This window comes from Algoriphagus aestuariicola, assembly GCF_017254835.1.
In the GTDB taxonomy this organism is placed as follows: domain Bacteria; phylum Bacteroidota; class Bacteroidia; order Cytophagales; family Cyclobacteriaceae; genus Algoriphagus; species Algoriphagus aestuariicola.
On sequence record NZ_JAFKCW010000004.1, the window covers coordinates 120,890 to 143,831 of the forward strand.

The 22,942-nt window shown below is 48.1% G+C and carries 22 protein-coding genes; 16 read left to right on the forward strand and 6 right to left on the reverse strand.

What is annotated here, in order from left to right; translation table 11 throughout:
- Positions 1-45 precede the first annotated feature (45 nt).
- Both gldJ and mfd read right to left on the reverse strand, forming a co-directional pair.
- Positions 46-1,269 carry a gliding motility lipoprotein GldJ gene (gene gldJ / locus J0A67_RS16780; RefSeq protein ID WP_206570549.1) on the reverse strand — a complete coding sequence of 408 codons (1,224 nt, stop codon included), beginning with the start codon at positions 1,267-1,269 and terminating at the stop codon, positions 46-48.
- A 177-nt stretch (positions 1,270-1,446) separates the two neighbouring features.
- Positions 1,447-4,797 carry a transcription-repair coupling factor gene (mfd, locus tag J0A67_RS16785; RefSeq protein ID WP_206570550.1) on the reverse strand — a complete coding sequence of 1,117 codons (3,351 nt, stop codon included), beginning with the start codon at positions 4,795-4,797 and terminating at the stop codon, positions 1,447-1,449.
- 122 nt (positions 4,798-4,919) lie between these two features.
- Between mfd and J0A67_RS16790 the strand changes: the two genes are divergently transcribed.
- Together J0A67_RS16790 and J0A67_RS16795 are read left to right on the forward strand one after the other, a co-directional pair.
- Positions 4,920-5,534, forward strand: a complete 615-nt coding sequence (locus J0A67_RS16790; protein ID WP_206570551.1) for a cytochrome c oxidase subunit 3 — start codon at positions 4,920-4,922, stop codon at positions 5,532-5,534.
- Entirely contained in the window at positions 5,534-5,983 is a 450-nt protein-coding gene (locus tag J0A67_RS16795; protein ID WP_206570552.1) for an SRPBCC family protein, read from the forward strand. The genes J0A67_RS16790 and J0A67_RS16795 overlap by 1 nt, the downstream gene beginning before the upstream one ends.
- On the opposite strand, the gene J0A67_RS16800 is transcribed toward J0A67_RS16795, so the two are convergent.
- A complete protein-coding gene (locus tag J0A67_RS16800; protein WP_206570553.1) occupies positions 5,961-6,440 on the reverse strand; it encodes a Fur family transcriptional regulator in 480 nt (159 codons plus the stop codon). The two genes, J0A67_RS16795 and J0A67_RS16800, sit on opposite strands and share 23 nt — an antisense overlap.
- Positions 6,441-6,650: 210 nt before the next feature.
- On the opposite strand from J0A67_RS16800, the gene J0A67_RS16805 reads away from it, so the two are divergent.
- The 4 genes from J0A67_RS16805 to J0A67_RS16820 all read left to right on the forward strand — a co-directional run bounded on the left by J0A67_RS16805 (position 6,651) and on the right by J0A67_RS16820 (position 9,922).
- Positions 6,651-7,907 (forward strand): retropepsin-like aspartic protease, encoded by a 1,257-nt coding sequence (locus tag J0A67_RS16805; protein WP_206570554.1) that lies wholly within the window; start codon positions 6,651-6,653, stop codon positions 7,905-7,907.
- Positions 7,908-8,098: 191 nt separating this feature from the next.
- Positions 8,099-8,689, forward strand: coding sequence for a LemA family protein (locus J0A67_RS16810; protein WP_206570555.1), 591 nt, complete (start codon positions 8,099-8,101; stop codon positions 8,687-8,689).
- Positions 8,690-8,691: 2 nt separating this feature from the next.
- Positions 8,692-9,126, forward strand: a complete 435-nt coding sequence (locus tag J0A67_RS16815) for a TPM domain-containing protein (RefSeq protein WP_206570556.1) — start codon at positions 8,692-8,694, stop codon at positions 9,124-9,126.
- Positions 9,107-9,922 (forward strand): TPM domain-containing protein, encoded by an 816-nt coding sequence (locus J0A67_RS16820; RefSeq protein ID WP_206570557.1) that lies wholly within the window; start codon positions 9,107-9,109, stop codon positions 9,920-9,922. Before J0A67_RS16815 ends, J0A67_RS16820 begins: the two co-directional genes overlap by 20 nt.
- Positions 9,923-10,093: 171 nt before the next feature.
- Here the strand turns inward: J0A67_RS16820 and J0A67_RS16825 are convergent, their stop codons facing one another.
- On the reverse strand, positions 10,094-10,516 hold the full coding sequence (locus J0A67_RS16825) for a nucleoside-diphosphate kinase (RefSeq protein ID WP_206570558.1): 423 nt from the start codon (positions 10,514-10,516) through the stop codon (positions 10,094-10,096).
- Positions 10,517-10,703: 187 nt separating this feature from the next.
- Here J0A67_RS16825 and J0A67_RS16830 point away from each other — a divergent pair, with 187 nt between their 5' ends.
- The 6 genes from J0A67_RS16830 to deoC all read left to right on the forward strand — a co-directional run bounded on the left by J0A67_RS16830 (position 10,704) and on the right by deoC (position 15,912).
- On the forward strand, positions 10,704-11,741 hold the full coding sequence (locus J0A67_RS16830) for a DHH family phosphoesterase (RefSeq protein ID WP_206570559.1): 1,038 nt from the start codon (positions 10,704-10,706) through the stop codon (positions 11,739-11,741).
- A 45-nt stretch (positions 11,742-11,786) separates the two neighbouring features.
- Positions 11,787-12,713: an FKBP-type peptidyl-prolyl cis-trans isomerase gene (locus J0A67_RS16835; protein ID WP_206570560.1), complete on the forward strand. Its 927-nt coding sequence runs from the start codon at positions 11,787-11,789 to the stop codon at positions 12,711-12,713.
- Between the two features lie 34 nt (positions 12,714-12,747).
- A complete protein-coding gene (locus tag J0A67_RS16840; protein ID WP_206570561.1) occupies positions 12,748-13,299 on the forward strand; it encodes an FKBP-type peptidyl-prolyl cis-trans isomerase in 552 nt (183 codons plus the stop codon).
- 1 nt (position 13,300) lies between these two features.
- A complete protein-coding gene (locus J0A67_RS16845; RefSeq protein WP_241265238.1) occupies positions 13,301-13,855 on the forward strand; it encodes an FKBP-type peptidyl-prolyl cis-trans isomerase in 555 nt (184 codons plus the stop codon).
- A 168-nt stretch (positions 13,856-14,023) separates the two neighbouring features.
- Positions 14,024-15,244: an NAD(P)-dependent oxidoreductase gene (locus J0A67_RS16850; RefSeq protein ID WP_206570562.1), complete on the forward strand. Its 1,221-nt coding sequence runs from the start codon at positions 14,024-14,026 to the stop codon at positions 15,242-15,244.
- Positions 15,241-15,912 carry a deoxyribose-phosphate aldolase gene (gene deoC, locus J0A67_RS16855; protein ID WP_206570563.1) on the forward strand — a complete coding sequence of 224 codons (672 nt, stop codon included), beginning with the start codon at positions 15,241-15,243 and terminating at the stop codon, positions 15,910-15,912. The genes J0A67_RS16850 and deoC overlap by 4 nt, the downstream gene beginning before the upstream one ends.
- Here the strand turns inward: deoC and J0A67_RS16860 are convergent.
- On the reverse strand, positions 15,894-17,003 hold the full coding sequence (locus J0A67_RS16860; protein ID WP_206570564.1) for a Na/Pi symporter: 1,110 nt from the start codon (positions 17,001-17,003) through the stop codon (positions 15,894-15,896). The genes deoC and J0A67_RS16860 overlap by 19 nt on opposite strands.
- 248 nt (positions 17,004-17,251) lie before the next feature.
- Between J0A67_RS16860 and J0A67_RS16865 the strand changes: the two genes are divergently transcribed.
- The 4 genes from J0A67_RS16865 to J0A67_RS16880 all read left to right on the forward strand — a co-directional run bounded on the left by J0A67_RS16865 (position 17,252) and on the right by J0A67_RS16880 (position 22,207).
- Complete coding sequence (locus J0A67_RS16865) at positions 17,252-18,388, forward strand: hypothetical protein (RefSeq protein WP_206570565.1); 1,137 nt, start codon at positions 17,252-17,254, stop codon at positions 18,386-18,388.
- Between the two features lie 12 nt (positions 18,389-18,400).
- Positions 18,401-18,844: a nucleoside deaminase gene (locus J0A67_RS16870; protein ID WP_206570566.1), complete on the forward strand. Its 444-nt coding sequence runs from the start codon at positions 18,401-18,403 to the stop codon at positions 18,842-18,844.
- A 103-nt stretch (positions 18,845-18,947) separates the two neighbouring features.
- The gene (locus tag J0A67_RS16875) at positions 18,948-19,550 is read left to right on the forward strand and encodes a superoxide dismutase (protein ID WP_206570567.1); all 603 of its coding nucleotides are present in this window, start codon (positions 18,948-18,950) and stop codon (positions 19,548-19,550) included.
- A gap of 218 nt (positions 19,551-19,768) precedes the next feature.
- Positions 19,769-22,207: an outer membrane beta-barrel protein gene (locus J0A67_RS16880; protein ID WP_206570568.1), complete on the forward strand. Its 2,439-nt coding sequence runs from the start codon at positions 19,769-19,771 to the stop codon at positions 22,205-22,207.
- Positions 22,208-22,356: 149 nt separating this feature from the next.
- Here the strand turns inward: J0A67_RS16880 and J0A67_RS16885 are convergent, their stop codons facing one another.
- Complete coding sequence (locus J0A67_RS16885) at positions 22,357-22,821, reverse strand: MaoC family dehydratase (protein ID WP_206570569.1); 465 nt, start codon at positions 22,819-22,821, stop codon at positions 22,357-22,359.
- Positions 22,822-22,942 lie beyond the last annotated feature (121 nt).

Genomic DNA, 22,942 nt, shown 5'->3' on the forward strand with positions numbered 1-22,942 from the left:
AGCCCGGCAGTGTTGCCGGGCTTGATTATAGGGAGGCGTTTCGCCTTATTTTCCTTTTTCTCCTATCGAGATCATCGCGCATCTAAAGCCGATGTTGTTCGTAGCAGAGTCTTGGTGCATAAATCTTCTGGTACCTGGAGCAAGCCAATAGGCTACGTCTTTCCAAGATCCGCCTTTGTAGACGCGTATCTCGTCGGTAAACATAGAAGTTTCATAGTTTTCCTCTTCGTCATAAACACCGTCTTTTCTCAATGGGTTGAGATCGTCGGCATCCTGGAAGGTAAGCGGACGATAAATGTCATATACCCACTCGTTCATATTTCCAGCCATGTGATAAAGGCCGAAGTCATTTGGAGCCATGTCATAGACGTTGGTTGGCAGAATATCGCCATCATTTCTCTGATTGCCAGAGATACCGGCGTAGTCACCACGACCTCTTTTGAAGTTGGCCAAGAAATCTCCCTGCTTTCCTTTGCGCTTCACGTTGTAAGGATTTCTAACGCCGCGTCCATCCCATGGATAAATCCGTCCATACTCCTGGTTTTCATCCAAATATTGGGTACCGATCATAGCCTTCGCCGCGTATTCCCATTCTGCTTCGTTTGGCAGTCTGAAATCGGCCATTGCCACACCACGCTCAATCAGTTGATTTTTGGTAAACGAAGAGTCGATACCTCGCTCTTCTCTGACCAATTCCTGGACAAACTCAGTTCTCCACTTCGCGTAGACATTAGCTTGGGTCCATGATACCCCGGCTACAGGGTAGAAATTGAAGCCAGGAAATCTGAAATAGTAAGACTGGTAAAGGTCATTGAACGACATGGCGCCAGACCAGACATTTTCGGAAGGCTCAAGTTTCAAGAGTGAGTCAGCGCTCACCTTCTTCTTCATGTCAAAAAGGAATTCCCGGTAGTCATTGTTGGTGATCTCCGTTTCATCCATGTAGAAATTTGCAATAGAAACTGTTCTCTCCAAGTTGTCGCGGAAGGCCATTACGTCTTCCTCTTGAGATCCCAAAACCGTTCTGCCGCCTTGGATAAACTTGAGGTTTGGCCCAGGAATCTGCTCTGCTTTCTTGGAAACAAAGAACTTGGTCGAGTCATTCTCCTCAAAGGAAAACTCCGCACCGGTGGTGGCGCTTTTTTTCCCAGGATCGTTAGCTGTTCGGCGACCGTAGCCAGGCGTTTTGTTACAGGAGGACAAAACAGAGGCGGAGGCCAGCAAAATTGCCATCGCCCACATTCCCCAAGATTTGTTATTCAGACTCATATTGTAATGTTTTGGTCTATTTCAGAATGCTAATATAGAAGCATTGGAATCGACTTCCAATGAAATTCAATTTTCCGGAATTTACAAAACACCCCCAAATCGGGCGTATCGCGTAAATTCAGCAAAACCGCATATCGAAAACGCAATTTTAATGCCAGTTAAATTTCCTTGAATTTTCTACAAATTCATTTCCGACAGCACCTTTTGTGCCTTATATACGGTCGGTACACCCTCAATTGTAAGAATCAAACGATTCTTGTGTTCTTTTATTTTACATTCTTTGGGATGTACTTGTGCATATTTCATGATTTGCCCAAAGACCGCCGAGGAATAGAAGTCGTCGCGGGTGGAGGGCAAAAGATAGCACTTCATTTGTCTTCCCTTCAAGACAAGCTTCTCTATTCCAAGCTTTTCTGCAAGCCAACGTAAACGAACGGTCTCCATCAAGTCATTGACAGCCTTTGGCAATGGACCAAATCTATCCAAGAGCATCTTGGAAAATTTCTCCAATTCCTCCTCGTTTTTGATCCCGTCTAGCTTGGAATAAAGCCCTAGACGTTCACTGATATTGCTGACATATTCTTCCGGAATCAGCAGCTCCAAGTCGGTTTCGATCGTACAATCTTGCACCAGTACCTTTACCTTTTCGGCTAGGTCTGTCTCAAAGAGCGCCGCGAATTCGTTTTCCTTCAGTTCCTGCACCGCTTCGTCCAGGATCTTGTGGTACATCTCAAAACCCAGATCCGTGATAAATCCGCTCTGTTCGGCTCCGAGCAAATTGCCCGCACCGCGAATGTCCAAATCTTTCATGGCCACCTTAAAGCCATCCCCCAAGTCGGAAAATTCTTCGAGGGTTTGAAGCCGTTTTCTCGCTTCGGCCGTCAAGCCCGACATGGGGCTGGTCAGGAGATAGCAAAATGCCTTCTTATTGCTCCTGCCGACCCTTCCCCGCATCTGATGTAGGTCGCTCAAGCCGAACATGTGCGCTCGATTGATCAGGATGGTGTTGGCGTTTGGAATGTCCAGACCCGACTCGATGATGTTTGTTGAGACCAGCACGTCATATTCGTGGTTGATGAAATCCACCATGATTTTTTCGAGCTTTTTCCCATCCATCTGGCCATGAGCCCCGATGACTCGCGCATCAGGCACGAGTTTCATGATCAGATTGGCGATACTGTCGATTTCTCCCACTCTGTTGTGGACAAAAAATGCCTGTCCTCCACGACGAAGTTCGTAGGATATCGCGTCTCGAATCACTTCTTCCTGAAAAGTTTGGACCTCAGTGGTAACGGGCTGTCTGTTAGGTGGTGGGGTAGCGATGACGGAAAGGTCTCGTGCACCCATCAAGGAAAAATGGAGGGTTCTTGGAATCGGTGTGGCGGTGAGCGTCAACACATCTACGTTGACCCGGAGGTTCTTGAGCTGGTCTTTCACCTTGACACCAAACTTCTGTTCCTCGTCGATGATCAGAAGTCCCAAGTCCTTGAAAACAATATCCTTGTTGACGATTTTATGCGTCCCGACCAAAATGTCGATCTCCCCAGTTTTGACCTGGGCTACGATCTCCTTGATTTCTTTGGCCGAACGGAAACGGTTGATATACTCGACCTTTACCGGAAAGTTTTCAAGCCGCTCGCTGAAAGTCTGATAGTGCTGCATGGCCAAGATGGTAGTCGGAACCAACACAGCGACTTGTTTTCGGTCATTGACCGCCTTGAACGCAGCCCGGATCGCAACTTCAGTTTTCCCAAATCCCACATCTCCGCACACCAGCCGGTCCATAGGATAGGATTTTTCCATATCGCTTTTGACATCGCCGGTAGCCAAAGCCTGGTCTGGCGTATCTTCATAAATGAAGGAGGACTCCAACTCGACTTGAAGTACCGAGTCTCTCGTAAAGGCGAATCCGGGAGCAGTTCTCCGCTTTGCGTAAAGGTTGATCAGATCCTTCGCGATGTCCTTGACCTGCTTTTTGACTCGGGACTTTTTGTTATCCCATTCCGGAGAGCCGAGTTTGGACATGGAGGGAAGCTGCCCCTCCTGTCCGGAATATTTGGAGATTTTGTGCAGAGAGTGGATGTTGACATAGAGGAGGTCGTCGTCCCGGAATACCAGCCGGATGGCTTCCTGCATTTTGCCGTTGATGTCCACTTTTTCCAAGCCAGCAAAGCGCCCGACGCCGTAGTCCACATGTACGATATAGTCACCCGGGTGGAGAGCTTTGAGCTCCTTGATGGTCAGGGCTTTCGATTTACTGGCCTTTGTCCGGCTTTTGTATCGGTGATACCGCTCAAAAAGCTGATGGTCGGTATAGCAAACCAATTTTGCCTGCCTGTCTACAAAACCTTCCCGTAATCCCAAATGCATGCTCTGTACGTGCAAAGTAGGATCCAGTTCTTGGAAAATCCCCAAAAGCCGGTCGATCTGCTTTTCGTTTTCGGCGGTGATTAGGTTGGTGAACCCCTGCTTTTCGTTGTCGGAGAGATTGGTGACCAGGAGGTCAAAGTTCTTGTTGAACGAAGGCTGGGGTTGGCTCTCCCAAGCTATTTTGTTATCCGTCTTCAGGTAAAACTGCCTTCCAAACTCGATGGTGGAGAAACCCGCGACTACATCCGAAAAGTCCTTTCCACTGTCGAAGAGATCCGCCGGTTTTAGGAGGAGTTTTTCGGTGTGGCTTTGGGAGACGATTTGGAAAAATGCCTGCTCTGCCTTGTGGAAGGACTCAGTCATCACGTCCAGAGTCAGCTGGTAGTCTTTGAGCCAAATCATGGCCCCCTCGGGCAGAAAGCCCAAAAAAGACTGGCGCACCTCTTGGAGCAGCTTGGTTTGGACGTTTGGTATCAGAGAAATGAGCTCCACATTGGCGATTGAGAGCTGGGTCTCGGGGTCAAATGTTCGGATGCTTTCAATCTCTTTTCCGAAAAGCTCCAGTCGGTAGGGATGCTCATTGCTGAAGGAAAAAACGTCCAAGATACCGCCCCGGATCGCAAATTGCCCAGGCTCGTAGACAAAGTCGGTTCTCTCGAAATCGTAGCTCGTGAGCACTTCGGTGACAAACTCCATATCGACCGACTCACCGACTCGCGCGGTGAAGGTGTTGTCGACCAGGGAACGTTTGTTGATCACTTTTTCATAAAGTGCCTCGGGATAGGTGATGACTATCCTAGATGTTCCTTTCGTTTCCAAAATCTGGTTGAGGATTTCGGCCCGGGTCAAGACGTTGGCGTTGTCCACCTCGTCATATTGGTAAGCACGCTTGAAGCTGCCCGGAAAGACTAGGTAGTCTTCGATTCCAAGGAGATTTTGCAGGTCAGAGTTCAGGTAGGCTGCCTCTTCCTTGTCTTGGGCGATGATCAGATGAAACCCGCCTTTTTTTTCAAAATAGGAAGCGAAAAGCACCATGTCCAAACTCCCGGAAAGACCCCGGAGTTGTAGTCGGAATTTTTCCTTGGAAGCTAGCTTTAGGGCGAGCGTCTGAAAAATCGGGTCGGACTGATAAATGGTAAGAAGGGACTGACGATCCAAAAGCGGAATGGTTATTAGTAAAGAAGAAGCGCCAAATTTAGTTTTTTTTGACCTTTGTCAGGATCAATTTTGAGTAATTGGTGTTTTTCTGAACCATGCCTCGGCCAAAGTGTTTTTGAAATATGCATCAAACGAAGGAACCCAAAACTTGGCTTCAGCGCCTAGAGAGCCTGCATCCCTATGAAATGTTGCTTTTTTTGGGGATGCTGAGCAGCGGCCTGATTTTTCTGTTTTTGGTGGTGGCGTTTCTCTATACTGGCATTGGTCAGCTGGCTGGCATGGGTCAACGAATGCCAGTGGCATTTCTGATTTCCACGTTTATGCTGATCATTTCTGGCTATACTGCTTCCCAGATGCGGCTCCACTTTCGAAATGAAAATATTTCCAGACTAGAGGGAGCGCTTCGGAACACCTTTATGCTCGGGGTGATATTTGCGGTGTTGCAATTTGCGGGCTGGAAGGAGCTAAACGATATGGGAATCAGTCTTACAGGGCTTCCCAGTGGCAGCTTTCTGTTTGTTCTTTCGGGAATCCATTTGTTCCATTTGATGGGGGCGCTGGTTTTTGCGCTGATTATGTTGCTCCAGCTCCGCAAAGCACAGGACGACGGGGTGCAGAAGCTAATTCTGATCACCAATCCTTTTGAGAAAATGCGCATCCGCCTTTTTACCGTCTATTGGCACTTTATGGATGTAGTCTGGCTTGTGTTGTTTCTGCTTTTCGTCCTCAGCTTCTGATGAAACTAGTGATTGAGACTCCCGTTGAGTTGGGATACTTGGACGTGAAGGCAGGTTTTGACCAGACGCTTTTCAAGAAACTCAGCCCTCCCTTCCCTCCGGTGAAGGTGCTGCGCTTCGACGGGTCGGAAAAAGGCGATTTGGTTACATTGGAACTGGATTTTTTCTTTTTTAAGCAAAAGTGGACCAGCGAGATCGTCGAGTCTAGTACTACGGATCTTGAATTTCGCTTTGTTGATCTGGGGAAAGAGTTGCCTTTTTTTCTGAAAAAATGGAAACACAGGCATCGGGTGATTTCCACGGGAATCGGCTCTGTTATCCGCGACGAAATCGACTTTGAGGGCCCTTTTGGCTTGATGAGTTTTATGCTCTACCCGATCTTGTGGATGCAGTTTGCCTATAGAAAGCCTGTTTATCGTAGGATTTTCAAAAAATCTGCTGACCTATGAGGCTTTCGCAGTTTTCGATCTGACAATCTCCGTAGAGTACCAAGGAATGGCTGGTAATCGCTGACTGGAAATTTTTTCCCATGGCTTCCTTGATCTCATTGATCTTTGGATCCGAGAATTCACGGATTTTGCGGCACTGGTTGCAGACGTGGTGATCGTGGTGCTTGTAGGTGAGTGCTTGTTCGTAGAGCGCCACTTTGTCCTTAAACTGGTGCTTTACTGCCAATCCACTCTCCACTAGCAGGTCAAGTGTGTTGTAGATAGTGGCCCGACTGATGGTGTAGCCCTTGTTCCGCATTTTCAGAAACAGCCCCTCAACGTCGATGTGCTCATCTTCCGGCAAGATATAAAGCTCGTCGATGACGGAAAACCGCTCAGGGGTCTTCCTGCTTCCTTGCTTGACAAGGAAATTCTCAAAAATCTTTTTCGCTTTTTCTATCAGGGCCGAGTCTGCCATGTGATTCACATGATTAAGAAATAAAGATGATGTATTCCGCTTTTTTTGGCAAACGGCGAACGATCCTCGGGGTTAATTTGGGTTTAATCTAAATTATATCTCAGTTTACCGACCTTGTGTCATAACCATTTGATACAGATTTTGGGTTAAAGGAAGGAAATGCTTAAATAAATCTGTTTAACTTTTAAAAAAGAGATCGACCCAGTTCAGATGTTTGGTAAAAAGGTTCTGCTCCTTTTATTTCTGTGTTTTCTCGCAGTTGCCTGTTGTTGGGCACAAGTGCCTGGCTTTTTTATGGAAGAGGATGTGAGGAAAGTAAGGCTGCCTTTCTACTCCTCCAACAGCCTTATTATTTTGCCAGTCTCGATCAATGGTTCGGAAGCGATCAATTTCCTCGTGGATACCGGAGTCCGGTCCAACATTCTGTTTAGCAAAACACTTGGAGACGCACTGGGCTTGGAGTATACCCGCAGGCTAAGTATCGCCGGCGCAGACGGGTCCACGGTGATCATGGCCCAGGTTTCGCCCGTCAATACCCTGGATATGGGGCCGATCACGGGAAAATTGCAGAGTTTGCTGGTGCTGGAAGAGGACTTTTTCGAGCTGGAATCGGTGATCGGAGTGCCAGTCTATGGCATTATTGGCTACGAATTTTTCAAGTTCAATCCGGTGAAGATCAATTATGATGGGGGCTATCTGGAGTTCTACCGGGAAGGAGCTTTGAAGTGGAAGCCGCCTTTGTACCGGAAGTTTGACCTCATGATCGATGACAACAAGGCCTATATCAACGCGAAAATCGACCAGAAAAACGGACCTAAGCTCGATGCCAAACTGTTGATTGACACTGGGGCAAACCACGGCCTCCTCCTCAACCAAGAGACGACAGACGAAATCAAGATGCCAATGGTGTTCATAGAATCCCAGTTGGGCCAGTCCTTAGGTGGGGTATTGTACGGGTTTATCGGGAGGGTCAATTCGCTGAATCTTAACGGGATGATCATGAAGGAGGTGCTTACTTCTTATCCCGACAAGAATACTTTTAGTGATCTGATCGTCGCTACTGGTAGGCATGGCAGCTTGGGGTCGGAAGTTTTGGGAAGGACTCGGCTCATTTTGGACTACCCCCGGAAACGGGCGATGATCCGGAAGGGGGACAATTTCTATGCGCCCTTTGAATTTGACATGAGCGGATTGATTCTCAAGAAAGTCCCAATAGACGAAAATAGGTTTTACGTCAGTGAAGTCCGGGAAGGGTCGCCAGCCTATCGAACAGGTATTCTACCCTTTGACGAGATTCTTTCGATCAATAGGGTTCCTACGTTTCTATGGGAGCTCTCCGAGATTTTTAAGCTACTCCGCTCCGAAGAGGGAAGGGAAATCGAATTGGAAATGAGGCGCTATATCGGTGACGACCTTACCAAATTCTCGGACTATAAAGTGAGCATCTATTTGAAAAAGCAGATTTGATTGTTGCTAGAAATCGGCCAGCCATCCTTCGCTGCATTCGAGGGCTGTACAATCAGGAGGTAGTTTGGGTTGACGATTCCTTTTTCATAATTGGGCCAGCAAGTGAATATTTGGATAACTTTGATCTGGGATTCGAACAGAACCTGTGGAAATCCGTGTAACAACTCGTTTTTAAACACAACCAACACACTATGAAAAAATTTCTCATTCCTGTTGCCATCGTGGCTGTATTGGGTATCTACCTTTATACCAAAGCCGTGGGCAGCTACAACCAGTTTGTCCAAATGGAAGAACAGGTAAACGGACAATGGGCAGAAGTGGAGACCCAATATCAACGTCGCGCGGATTTGATTCCAAACCTGGTCAATACCGTCAAAGGTTATGCGGAATTTGAGCAGGAAACACTTACCGGCGTGGTAGAGGCTCGTGCCAAAGCTACCTCCATGACCATCGACCCGACCAATCTGACTCCCGAAAACCTCCAGCAGTTTCAGCAGGCGCAGGACCAGCTCTCCGGAGCTTTGAGCCGATTGCTCGTGACCGTAGAAAAATATCCAGACTTGAAGGCCAACCAGAATTTTCTCGAACTTCAGGCCCAGCTCGAAGGCACTGAAAACCGAATCGCGGTGGCCCGAAGAAACTTCAATGAGTCCGTGGTATCCTACAACTCCAATATTCGAACCTTTCCCAACAATATCTTTGCGGGATGGTACGGCTTCGAAGCCAAAGGCACCTTCCAGGCTTCCGAAGGAGCTGAGAATGCCCCAACCGTACAGTTTTAACCATGGCTGAGAAATTATTTTCTCCGGAACAAAAGGCCCAAATCACCGCTGCCATCCAGACGGCTGAGACTCGAACTTCAGGAGAGATTCAGGTCCATATCGAAAACCACTGCAGAGGCGACGTACTCGATCGAGCTGCGGAGGTTTTCGAAACCCTGAAGATGTACCAGACCAAGGACCGCAACGGTGTCTTGGTCTATCTGGCGGTCTTGGACCACAAGTTTGCCATCCTCGGCGATAAGGGAATCAATTCTGTTGTCCCCAAGGATTTTTGGGAAAGCACCAAAGAGCTGATGCTCTCCCACTTCCGCAATGGACAATTCACCCAAGGCCTCATCGAAGGCATTCACCTTGCCGGCGAGCAGCTGTCGGCACATTTTCCCTATGACAATACTGGGGATACAAACGAACTTTCGGATGAGATATCTTTCGGCTAAAAAGCCCCTTTTCCTGCTTTGGTTTGTTCTTTTGATCGGGCAAGTCCACGCGCAGGATTTTCCCCCGGTTCCCAACCCTCCCCGCTTGGTGACTGACTTTACCGGGACGCTTTCGGCGGACGAAGTGGCCAAGCTGGAGCAGAAGTTGGTGGCTTATAATGACAGTACTTCGACCCAAATCGCCATCGTGATGATGCGGTCCACAGGTGAATATGAGATTGCAGACTATTCCCAACGCCTAGCCCAGGCCTGGGGAATAGGAGGTGCTGCGAATGACAACGGCATCTTGATCCTTGCCGCAATGGAAGATCGGAATGTGTTCATCGCGACAGGATACGGGATGGAGGGCGCGGTGCCTGACGCACTCGCCAAGCGTATCGTCACCAATTTAATTATCCCAAACTTCAAGATGGAGGCCTATTATCAAGGCTTGGATCAGGCTACGGACATGATCTTTAAGCTGGCCTCGGGAGAGTACAAGGCAGAGGATGTGGAATCAGACGGTAACCACGGAGGAGCCATCTTCTTTATCCTGCTCTTTATCGTCTTGTTTGTGATTATTCCTTTGATCAAAAACAGGAAGGACAACGACAACCACATGGGTGGCCGGGGTGGAGGAATCGACCTCTGGACGACCATCATGCTCGCCAATATGCTAAAAGGTGGCGGTGGAAAATTCGGGGACTTCTCCTCTGGACGCGGCTCCTTTGGCGGGGGAGGCTTCGGTGGAGGCGGGGGATTTGGCGGTTTCGGCGGCGGTGGTTTCGGCGGCGGTGGAGCTGGCGGAAGCTGGTAAAATCCTTCAAAACAGGACTTTCTGTCATCCTATAGGTTTGACAAAAGGCAAAAAATCAGAACATTATCCCAAAAAAAATGCGCCTGTTGCGGGCGCATTTTCTGTTTTTGGGAAGGAAGAAACTTGTTCAATTTCCCCGCGATTCTATCGTCAGTCGACCGTTGACTAAAATCAGATCACACGCTCAAACTGGGAGAAATAGAAATTGCCTTCGATGGCGGCGTTTTCGTCAGAGTCAGAGCCGTGTACCGCATTGGCCTCGATGGACTTTGCGAAAATCTTTCTGATCGTGCCTTCCGCTGCATTGGCAGGGTTGGTAGCTCCGATCAAGGCGCGGAAATCTTCCACTGCGTTGTCTTTTTCCAGAATGGCGGCAATGATTGGCCCTGAAGACATGTATTTGCAAAGGTCAGCGTAGAAAGGTCTTTCCTTGTGCACTTCATAGAACTTGCCGGCCATCTCCTGAGTGAGTTGGGTAGCTTTCATGGCCACAATCTTGAAGCCTGCTTCTTCGATCATTTTAAGGATAGCTCCTGAGTTTCCGGCTTCGAAAGCGTCAGGCTTGATCATGGTGAATGTTCTGTTACTTGCCATGGGATGTTGTTTTGTCTTGGTTTATTTCGGCGGCAAAAATAGCGTTTTTACCTTCAAATAATCGCGAACCATCACGATTTCTAGTCTACGTCGCTTAGAATCAGCGTAATGGGTGCTTTGGGATTTCTCAAAAAATTCGTGACCTTTGCAGGCTACTAGAGCCAAAAGAGCCGCTGAATTGATATTAATGGAAGCTTTAGCCTCGTTTAAAAAAGAACTGTCCTCACCCAAGAAAATATTCATCACTACCCATGTGAAGCCTGACGCAGATGCTTTGGGTTCCTCTTTGGGTCTGGCCAACTATCTCCTCAAGAAAGGACATGAAGTGACCGTGGTGACTCCTTCGGACTATCCCTCGTTTCTCGCCTGGATGAAGGGCAATGACTCCGTCCTGGATTTTAGCAAGTCCGAGGATAGGGCCTTGGCTACCCTGCGTTTGGAGGAGGCCGACGTGATCTTTTGTTTGGATTTCTCGGTCCTCGGCAGAGTCAATGAGTTGGGAGAGCTGATCCGAAAATCCAATGCCTATGTGGTCAACATAGACCACCATCAGGATCCGGAGGATTTTGCGGATTTTCGGTACTGGAGTACTAAAGCCGCCGCCACCTGTGAGTTGGTATATGAATTGATCGTAAACGAACTTCGGGACAAGGATGCCATAGACAAGGACATCGCCGAATGCCTCTATGCGGGCATCATGACCGATACAGGTGGATTTCGCCATCCGAATACCACCAAAAACGTCCACCTCGTCGTGGCCGAGCTGATCGACAAGGGTGCTGACAGCTCCCAGATTTCCAACTGGATTTATGATTCCAACTCTGTCAACAGGCTGAAATTTATCGGATTTGCCATTACCAGGAGACTGGTCGTGCGCGAAGACCTCCACATGGCCTACTTTGTCATCAGCAAAAAAGATCTTAAAAAATATCAAAGCCAAACAGGCGACACCGAAGGTTTGGTCAATTATGCTTTATCTTTAGATGGGATCAAACTTGCCGCCTTGTTTTCGGAGCGGGAAGATGGCATCAAGATATCCTTCCGATCCAGCAGCGATGTGGCGGTCAACAAATTTGCCGCGGCCTACTTCAACGGGGGAGGGCACAAGAACGCCGCAGGAGGGAAATCTACCCTAGGCCTGAAAGACACCGTTGATCTCTTCGAATCTCTAGTAGAAAAATGTCAGGATGAGCTGTTTCATTCCGAGTCCATGACCGCCAACTAGGCGTTTTCCAAACAAGCCCACTCAAAAAAAATCACTTAATACTTTATGAAAAACAACAAAAGCCTGTTGGCAATCCTCGTTCTGATGTTTGGAGCGAGCACCATTTCTTCCTGTCAGAAAACCAAGACCACTGAAAAGGATGCCATCGAGTACACGTATATTGAGGAAGGTTCGGAAAAAGCCCCCAATGGACAGTTTGTGCTTTACAACCTGGAGATTTCCACTGCTGCGGACTCAGTCATTTATACTACAGTCGACCAGCCTTTCCCTGGGTACCTCATGGCCAATGATTCCATCACGCCTCAGAATGGCATGGACGAAATCTTCCTCTCTCTGAAAAAAGGAGATTCCATCAACTTCCAATCCACCGCCAAGATCATCTTCAACGGCAACCTCCCTCCATTTCTGAAGGAGGACGATATCGTGAAGGTAAAACTCGGGGCCTTCGACGTGAAGTCCGACTCTGCAATGCAGGCCTATTATCAGGAAGTGATGATGGCGGAGCAGGCCAAGAGTGCCGAAAGAGCCAAAACACTTTTGGTAGAAGAAGCAAAAACTATCGAGTCCTATGTAGCGGAAAAAGGCTTGACAGCGTCTAAGACTGAAAACGGTCTTTACTACGTCATCGAGAAAGAAGGAACCGGCGAAGCCACCACTCCTGGTACTACCATGTACGTCAACTATGCAGGTTACCTTCTGGACGGGACGCTGTTTGATACTTCTTGGCCTGAAATCGCCAAAGCAAACAACATCTTCAGCGAAGACAGACCGTATGAGCCACTTCCTGTCAATGTTGGAATGGGTCAAGTGATCCCAGGCTGGGACGAAGGACTGATGCTGTTGAAGAAGGGTTCGAAGGCGAAGTTTATCATTCCTTCTCCTTTGGCTTACGGAGAGAGTGGTGCGGGAGCGCTGATTCCCGGCAACTCCATCCTCGTCTTCGACGTGGAAGTGACAGACGTGCAGAAGTAAGAATACCAGCGTAGCTTAAACTAAACCAAAACATATGAAAAACCGACTGATCGCATTTGCAGCCCTGATTTTTGGTGCAGCTTCTGTCATCTCCTGTATCGATCCAGACCAATCCCAGGAAATCATCCTAAATGAAGACAAAGAAGAGATCCTGAGCTACATCGAAGAAAACCCATTGCCATCGGCAAAGGAATATAGTGAGCCGGTCGAAGGGTTTTATATGTTTTGGGAAGTGGTCAATGATGGCGGAAATACAGTCGTACTGGGTGATACCGTGACTGTGGACTATGTTGGAAAACTGTTGAACAATGACGTGTTTGATACCTCTATCGAACAGGTTGCCAAAGATGCTGACATCTACAGCAGTTCCAGATCTTACATTCCATTGGAGTTCCGTCCTGGGTACAACTTTGCCATTGTCGGCTTTGAATTTGCCATTTCGCTAATGAAGGAAGGTGAAAAAGCAACGGTGATTTTCCCATCCCGTCTGGGCTACGGTTCGCAATCAAATGGAACTATCCCACCTAATTCACCATTGATTTTTGAAATTGATCTAAAAAAAGTGGACAAGGCGCCGCAGAATTAAGATGATTAAAAAACTATTTCCGGTTCTGGTTTTGCTGGGTGCGTTGTCGATGATGGCCTGCGAACCAAGCAATCCTTTCAACACGGGCCCTGTCTACGACGAGGCTGGCAATCTAAAAGCCGATAGCCTCAAGATCGTGGCTTACCTGGACACCGCTCAGATCGACAGCATCGCGCGTATCTATGACCCAAGCGGCGTCGTGATTATTTTGCAGGAAGAAGGTGTTGGATCACGGCCTACCACGGGTACGATGGTCTACACCGACTACACCGGATCACTGATCACCGATGGCAGCGTGTTTGACACATCCATAGAGAGCATCGCCAGGGAAAATGACCTGTATGTGGAAGGGCGATCCTATCTGCCTCTCAGATTCGGATTGAATGTAGGCAATGTCATTACAGGATGGCATATTGCTTTCAAGAGACTAAGGCCGGGATCGAAGGCGGTGTTGCTCATCCCTTCGCCCTGGGCCTATCGAGATCAGGTGAACAATGCTAGGATACCTGCCAACTCCGTCCTTCGGTTTGACGTGGACTTTCTCGGAATAGATTGATACAAAAAGGGGCTTCGGCCCCTTTTTTAGTGGCCATTCGCATGGAACAGGCCGCTCCTGCCAAAATATTTTTATCTTGGAATCAACAAGGCATCCTTTGATCAGCCTGACGGCTTTGGTCAGGATGCCACCGCTGAATGAGCCAAACCTCCGTCCAAAAAGATCACTATGAAGATCGGAATCATCCGTGAAGGCAAAATCCCGACTGATAGAAGGGTTCCTTTTTCCCCAAAACAATTGAAGGCTTTGCACGAAAGCCACCCTGGGAATTTGGGCTTTGTGGTAGAATCCAGTAAACACCGATGTTTTTCAGACCAGGAATATCGGGACGCGGACATTGAGGTGACCGACGATATCTCCGAGGCCGATATTTTGTTTGGCATCAAGGAAGTGCCCATTTCAGAGCTGATACCGGAAAAAACCTATTTCTTTTTTTCCCATACCCTGAAACAACAGGCCCGAAACAGAAAGCTCTTGCAGGCAATCTTGGACAAGAACATCCGCCTCATTGACTATGAAGCGCTGAAGGATTCTCAGGGTAAGCGGGTTGTAGCCTTTGGGCGTTGGGCTGGGATTGTCGGGGCATACAATGCCTTCTGGACTTACGGCAATAAGACAGGGCTCTATGAGATCAAGCGAGCATGGGAATGCAGCGGATTGGCGGAGCTGAAGGTTGAGCTGGGTAAAGTACAGCTTCCGCCAATCAAGATCGTGGTGACAGGCTCGGGGCGTGTAGGCAGCGGAGTAAAGGAAATCCTGGATGTTTTGGGGCTGCTTGAGGTCGAGGCCCATCAGTTTCTGCACCTCTATTTTGAGGAGCCGGTCTATACCGTTTTGGGATCATCGGACTACAACAGGCGAAAGGCAGACGGAGGCTTTGACAAAGAAGAGTTTTATACCAATCCAGAGAAATACGAAAGCCATTTTTTGAAGTTTGCCGAGGCAGGCGAGATGCTGATAGCGGCTGCTTTTTGGAGTCCAGGAGCTCCCCGACTTTTTCAAATTGAAGACATCAAATCACCGGATTTTGGACTGACCGTAATCGCTGACATCACTTGTGACATAGGCGGCTCCATTCCTACCACTTTAAGGCCTTCGACAATTGCAGATCCCGTGTACGACGTGGATCGTGAAAGCGGCAGCGAGATCCCCGCTTTTGGCAGCCAAACAAGTATTTCAGTCATGGCGATAGACAACCTACCCTGCGAACTGGCCAGAGAGTCATCGGAGGAGTTTGGAAAGCAGCTCATACAATGGGTAGTCCCTGCCTTGTCGGAAGACAATTCCCAAATCTTGGAAGGGGCGACCATTGCCCGTGATGGGGACTTGACCTTGGAGTACATGTACCTGACGGATTTCGTCAATGCAAGAGACCAAACTGACGCATGAATAACTTAAACCGTTATTTGGAGTCCACCCTTCTCAAGCCGACCATGACCGACAAAGACGTGGATCTTCTGGTCGCTGATGCCATGGAGGAGCAATTTGTGGGGGTTTGTGTTCCCTCTTTTTGGGTGAAAAAGGTTAAGCGGGAACTGAAGGATCAGGACATCCAAGTAGCGACTGTCATAGGCTTTCCCTTCGGGTTTGAAGATACGGCGGCCAAGGTGGCGGAAACCCGAGAGGCAATAAAGCAAGGAGCGGACGAGTTGGACTTGGTTTGGTCACAAACGGCTTTTCATTCGGGCATGGGCTGGCCCAAGATTGAGATTGCCCAGATCGCAAAGATCTGCCATGCCGAGGAGCGATCGCTCAAGGTGATCATCGAAACTGCCTATCTAAACCCGCAAAAGATCCGAGAAGCCTGCCTGATCTGTCAGGATGCCGGTGCTGATTTTGTAAAGACCTCCACGGGCTACGCGCCAACTGGAGCAAAAGTGGAAGACATACTCCTCATGCGCGAAATTTTGCCCTCCACTGTAGGGATCAAGGCCAGCGGTGGAATAAAGACCTTGGACTTTGCCAAGGAACTCATATCTGCGGGAGCGGACCGGATCGGGACCAGCTCTGCCAAGGCGATCATGGACGCTGTCCGAGCTCAGTCCCGGCTAAAATAAATAAGAAGGAAAGGGATGATGAAGAAAGTGAGCAGAATGTAGGCAAAGCCGAAGATTCTGTGTTTCACAGAAGTCCGCCCCATAAAATCCGCCAATTTCACCGGAATCTGACGGATCTCCGGAAACGGCAAGAAAATCAAGGCTCCCAAGGAATTGAAGAGGACATGCACGAAAGCCAGTGCGATGGCAGCTTCTGTCTTGTACATAGCGGCAATGACCGCGGTGATTGTCGTTCCGATATTGGCTCCTACGATGAAGGGAAAAGACTTCGCTAGACTGACTTTCCGGTTGGCTACCAGGGGTACCACGAGGCAGGTGGTTACGGTGCTGGATTGGATGGCGGCGGTAAAGAATACCCCGTAGAGGAAGGATAGTCCGGTATTTTTGAAGATTGCTTTGCTGATGTCCTGAAAGGCGTCCAATACGAAAGTTTTGTAGACGGATGTAGTCAGGATCTTAATGGAGAAAAATACGAGGAAGACCGCAAGGATTGTTGAAAGGAACGGGATGTTGATATGTGTCACGATCCATTCTGTGAGGTTCCTAGTGAAGATTCGGTTGTATTCAAACGCATCTAGTGTATTGTCATCGGACGCGAAAAGCTGGGCTATTTTTTCAGATCCTTTGGATAGAAAGTGGAAGTGAAGCTCCAAGGGAAATAGAATGATGACATTCAATATATTGAACACGTCGTGTGAGATTCCCGAGGAAAGCGCTCTTCGAAACTCTTTTCTTTTGGTGATAAAAGTGAAAGAAACCAGCGTGGAGGTGAGAGTGGTCCCAATGTTGGCGCCCAGTACCATGGGAACGGCTTGCTGCAGGGTCATATTGCCCGAGGCGACGATCGCGACAATGCTCGCCGTGACTGTTGAGCTACTTTGGATGAGTGCGGTGACCAAAAGTCCTACAAAAAGGCTGATGAAGGGATTTCGGGTAGCCTGTATGATCTCCCTTGCCACATCGTTGTTGAGCCGGCCCATGGCTACCGTCAGCAAGTCAATGGCAAAAATGAAGAGCAGCAGGGAAAGAAGCACGATCAGGTAGCTTCTGACTTTGCTTGCTGAGGTCTTTTCTTTCGCGATCTCTTCCATTCAGTGACTTACTGGCCAATCCGGGATCTATGCCCGACCTTTTCCCAAATTCGAATTTCCGGCCTGATTTTTACGCAGGGTGAAACTCAGAATTTTAATTAGAATATCTGCTAAAAGTTGGAATTTTTTCAGGATTTCCAAGCCGGAAAAAGCTTTTGGGAAAAGGTTTTCTGCTTAGTTAACAATTTGTTAACATTGGTTGCTATAATCTTATTTATTTTTGCAGCCGATCTCCCACAAGCCTAGATATGGCCAAGAAAAAACCGATTGACCAAAACATCAACCAGGAAAAGCTTTCAAAGAAAACCTATTCCATATTTGATTTTACCAAGAGTGAGCGGCCTTTCCTGATTACAGTTTGCGTCTTGATCTCGATTGCTGGCCTGATTACCCCCTACACCTACGCGGCGATGTGGTTTGGTTTTGCCCTTGCGGCCTACTCTGCGATTGCCAACGACAGTATACAGACCATCGGTACCTTTATCGCTTCAAACAACAAACGCCCTTGGTATCTGCTTTGGCTTTTTATGGGCCTGATCTGGCTAGGTACAGTTGCTTATAGCTGGTTTGCCTATTCAGGAGATGTGACCTATCAGCGTCTCAGTGTGCCAGGTTTGGAGAAAGCCCCAGATAGCTTTGTGTTTCTTCAACTGGCTGCCCCTATCGTTCTCTTGGTCATGACCCGTCTCCGCATGCCGGTGTCCACGACTTTCCTCTTGCTCAATGTTTTTACCTACAAAGCGGGAACCATCGTGGATGTTATGTTCAAGAGTTTTGTGGGATACATCTTGGCATTTGTCTTGGCAATCATCGTTTGGTTTTTGCTGGAACGTTTTGTTAGAAACTACCTCAAGGGCCAGGCGAAATCCTATTGGATTTACCTCCAATGGATAACCTCCGGTGTGCTTTGGTCTGTCTGGATCATGCAGGATGCTGCCAATATAGCCGTCTTCCTACCTAGAGAGCTGAATCCAATTGAATTTTCGATTTACGCCGGCTTTGTGTTCGTGGGTCTTGGTTTCCTTTTCTACATGAAGGGCGACAAGATTCAGGAAATTGTCAACGAGAAATCCAATGTGACTGACGTCCGGGCAGCCACCATTGTAGACTTGGTCTATGCGGTGATCCTCTTCTACTTTAAGATGTACAACAACGTGCCAATGAGCACCACTTGGGTGTTTATCGGTTTGTTGGCCGGACGTGAACTTGCAATAGCACTTGGAAAACACGGTAAGGCCAAAAAGAGAAACGCTTGGCTGGTCAGGGCATTCCGATTGGCGAGAAAAGACGTGCTCAAAGCTTTGGCCGGTCTGGTGGTTTCCCTTATCCTTGCGGTGATTATCAACAAGGGAGTGAGGGATGAGATCATTGCCTTTTTCCAGTAACACGAACTAGCGTTGGAATTATACACCCACGAGTATTTCATGAATGAGGCTTTGAAGCAGGCCAAATTCGCCTTTGAAGAAGGAGAGATACCCGTGGGTGCTGTCGTAGTATCCAAGAATCGTATCATCGCCCGGGCCTACAATCAAACGGAAAGACTCAATGACGTCACTGCCCACGCTGAAATGCTGGCCATCACGGCTGCGGCAAATTACCTAGGCGCCAAATATTTGATTGATTGCCGCCTCTATGTAACCTTGGAACCCTGTGCAATGTGCGCGGGAGCACTTTTTTGGTCCCAGATTGGGGAAGTCCATTTTGCGGCTTCCGACCCAAAAAGAGGCTTTCGCCAAAACAATCCTAACATGCTCCACCCCAAGACGCAGGTATTCGTCGGATCGATGGCTGAGGAGGCCGAGACTTTGGTTCGCGATTTTTTCAAAAAACTGAGAGATTAAGGCATTTTTTGATCTAACAGAACCTTTTTTTTTAAAGACTGGTTGACAAATTGTAGTTTACGGACTCATTTGAAACTAATGTTTAACTCAAAATTTCTATAAAATGGCTTTTACACTTCCTGCTTTGCCTTATGCTTTTGACGCGCTGGAGCCGCACATTGATGCGCGCACCATGGAGATCCACCACGGAAAACACCACAATGCGTACGTTACCAATCTGAACAACGCCATTGCCGGCACCGACCTAGAAGGCAAATCCCTTGAAGAACTGCTGAAAGTAGCCGGATCGAATGCTGCGGTGAGAAATAACGGTGGAGGCCATTGGAACCATAGCTTTTTCTGGAACATCCTGTCTCCAAGCGGTGGAGGGGCTCCTACCGGTGACTTGGCTGCGGCGATAGATGCAAAATTCGGTTCATTTGATGCTTTCAAGGAAGCATTCAACAAAGCCGGTGCAACCAGATTTGGATCAGGTTGGGCTTGGTTGGTCGTGACTGCGGACGGCTTGAGCGTCACTTCATCCCCAAATCAGGACAATCCCCTCATGGATGTAGCTGAAGTGAAGGGTACCCCCATCCTTGGCCTTGACGTGTGGGAGCACGCTTACTACCTGCATTACCAAAACAGAAGACCTGACTACATCTCCGCATTCTGGAATCTGGTCAACTGGGATGAGGTGAGCAAGCTCTATACCGCTGCCAAGTAAGATTATATCTAATCAGAAATTCGATCCCCGGAGGAACATCTTTCGGGGATTTTTTTGTCCTAAACCGTATAAAATACTGTACGGTATTGAGACAGTAGATTTTTGTGTGAGGTACCAAAAGTAGTTTTTTGGGGAATTTAGGCCGTTTTTGGCCCTTGGCATTTCATTTTCTTAGCGTATGGCATAATGAACGAAAACAAGCCAACTCTATTTACCCAATGAAAACTGCCAACTTTCCCTTTTTAGCTTTACTTGTCTACTTTTTGGGGATAAGTAATCTTGCCGCCAATCCAAAGGAAGTATCCAAGCTTAGCGGAAAGATCTCCGACCAATCAGGAGAAGCGGTTCCCTATGCCAACGTCGCGCTAGTCCAAATGGACGGCTCTCTGGTGGATGGTGCCGTCTCCGACGAAAACGGAAACTTCCTCATCGAATCCACAAAAACTGCCAAGGTAAAACTTGTAGTATCCTCGATAGGATACCAGTCTTTTTCCTCGGAGCCTTTTGATCTCGCTCCTGGTTTGATCAAGGACTTTGGAACACTCGCCATCGTCGATGAAGCGACCGGCCTTGACGAGGTCACTGTCAAAGCTTCGCGGCCGGAGATCATCATCGAGCCTGACAAGACCATCGTCAATGTGGAAGGTACTGTGATGGCCGAGGGCTCCAACGCGCTGGATGTGGTGGGTAGATCCCCGGGCATCTACGTGGATCAGGACGGAAACATCAACCTTAACGGTCGCACAGGTGCGACGGTGATGATCAACGACCGCCCTACCTATATGAGTGCGACTGATTTGGCAAACTTCCTCCGCTCCATGCCAGCTGAAAACATCAAGAGCATTGAGGTGATCAACAACCCCTCGTCTCGTTTTGACGCAGAGGGCTCAGCCGGCGTGATCAACATACAGCTGAAGAAAAACACGGTAGACGGTGTCTTTGGCAACGTGCAGGTAGGAGGACAGTACAACGGACAGTTTGCTCCAAATGCCGGGGTGACACTCAATGTGAAGAACAAAAAGCTCTCCACCAATGGGACATTCAACTATAATGAATATGCTGTCTACAACGATCTGGAAATCAATCGGAACTTTACGGTGGAAGAGGGGATCTCCAATTTTAACCAAGACTCCCGAATCGCCTCGCGATACAAGACTCCCTCGTTTAACGGTTCTGCAAACTATGAATTGACACCGACCCAAAATTTGGGGTTGAACGTGCAGGCATCTTCCTCCACCGATACCAACAACAACACTTCTGGTACAGTGGTGACCAATCCAGGACAGGACTACAATAATTTCATCGAGTCCACCAACGAATCCGAAGGCAAACGCAATCGCCTATTTACAAACTTACATTACGACGCCAAGCTGGATACGGTCGGAAGCAAAATCTCGGCGGATGTGGACTTCACGATCATGGACAACTCCAGCTCTTCCCTGCTTGATAATAGCTATTGGTCAGGGAACGATGACCCAAATCTTGCCTACACAGACAAGATCTTGACACTGAACGACATGTACTACACAATTTTCACTGCCAAAGTAGACTATACCAAAGCATTGAAAGGTGGCAATACGCTGGAGGCTGGATTGAAAGGAAGCTGGGTAGAGTCGGACAATAACCTCGACATGAGCCGTGCAGAGAATGAAGGGCCTTTTGAGCCGGATCCGAATTCCAACCGCTTCATCTACAATGAAAATGTCTTGGCTGCTTACGGTGCGTTCAAAGGGTCCTTCAGTCCCAAAGTGAGCTATCAGGCAGGTTTGAGAGGGGAGTTTTCGGATATCGTGGGCAATTCCGTGACGCTCAATCAAGTGAACAAACAGCGCTACTTCAACCTTTTCCCGAGCTTCTTTGTCCAGCACAAGGTAAGTGATAAATACCAGATCGTGTACAATGCCAACCGACGTATAACCCGACCTAATTACCGATTGCTCAATCCCTTTGTGTACTACATCGACCCGCTGACTTCTGAGCAGGGCAACCCCAACCTAAGGCCACAGTATTCGACCAATTTCGAGATGAATCACGTGGTCAACGGCTCTTATCAGTTTACCTTGGGCTACAGTGTGACTGAGGATACCTTCATGCAGGTCTTTGTACAGGATCAGGAAGAACGTACTACAACCACTTATACCGACAATTTTGATCAGACCCGCAATGCCAACTTCCGTGCAATGGTGCCCGTGGAGATCAAAAAATGGTGGAACACTTCCAACATGCTCCAAGTTAATTACAACCAGTTTCAAACCCAAATCGGCGAAGACTTGCTGGATGTGGAGCAGGTATCCTACATGGTGAGATCCCAGCAAAACTTCACTTTGCCAAAAGGGTTCAAAGTGGAAGTGATGGGTATTTATCTTGGGCCACAGATTTGGGGTCAAGGCCTGATCAGAGGCTTCGGATGGGTGGATGCAGGTGTGACCAAATCGGTGATGAAAGACAAGCTTTCCATCTCGGTCAACGGCACCGATATCTTCCGTACCCAGCTCATTCGCGCCAGCATAGACTTCGCAGACATTGACACCAGCTTCCGCCAGTATAGAAGCAACCAGGGGATCAGGTTTACCTTGAAATATAATTTTGCGAAAGGTGAGAGTTTCCGAGTCAAATCGAGTACCGGCAGCTCCGAAGAACGTAATAGATTGGACTAACTGGAAAGCCTCTCCGGGATTCGGAGGGGTTTTTTCCTAAATCGGCCCTGCTGGGCGGATATCAAAAGACCTGTAAGGTTTTGAATACCTGACAGGTCTTTTATTTTTTCTGAGTTGCTAGGACTGCAGGAGCCTTGATGGACTTTCGTTCAATGGAAATGATACAAAAACACCAATATGCCGGTGAAGGCTGGCTTTTTCTGGTCTTTGATCTCCAGCTTGACTTCCACTTCCGCTTTGACAGTCCCGCGGAGATTGGCTACATTTTTCAGTTTGGCTACCAAGCGAACCTCACTTTCCACAGTCACAGCCTGAGCAAATCGAAGATTTTCTATCCCATAATTGATCATCATCTTGAGATTTTGCACCTGAACGATCTGGTCCCAAAGGTGGGGGACGATGCTGAGCGTCAGGTAGCCGTGGGCGATGGTATTGCCAAAAGCTCCCTCTGACTTGGCCCGATCCGGGTCGGTGTGGATCCACTGATGGTCATAGGTAGCATCAGCAAATAAGTTGATTTGGGATTGGTTGATTTTAAAATAATCTGAGGTGCCAAGCTCTTGGCCATTATATTTTTCAAAGTCCTCAAAGCTCTGGATTACCGTTGGGTTCATGATAGAAGGAATGAAACAAAAAGCCAAAGTAGCAGAGATTATCTTGTAAATCCAAAAAAGGAAACTAGCCATGAAATGCGTCTATGACTTCATGAGATCCTCATAAATGCCAGTGAAAAAT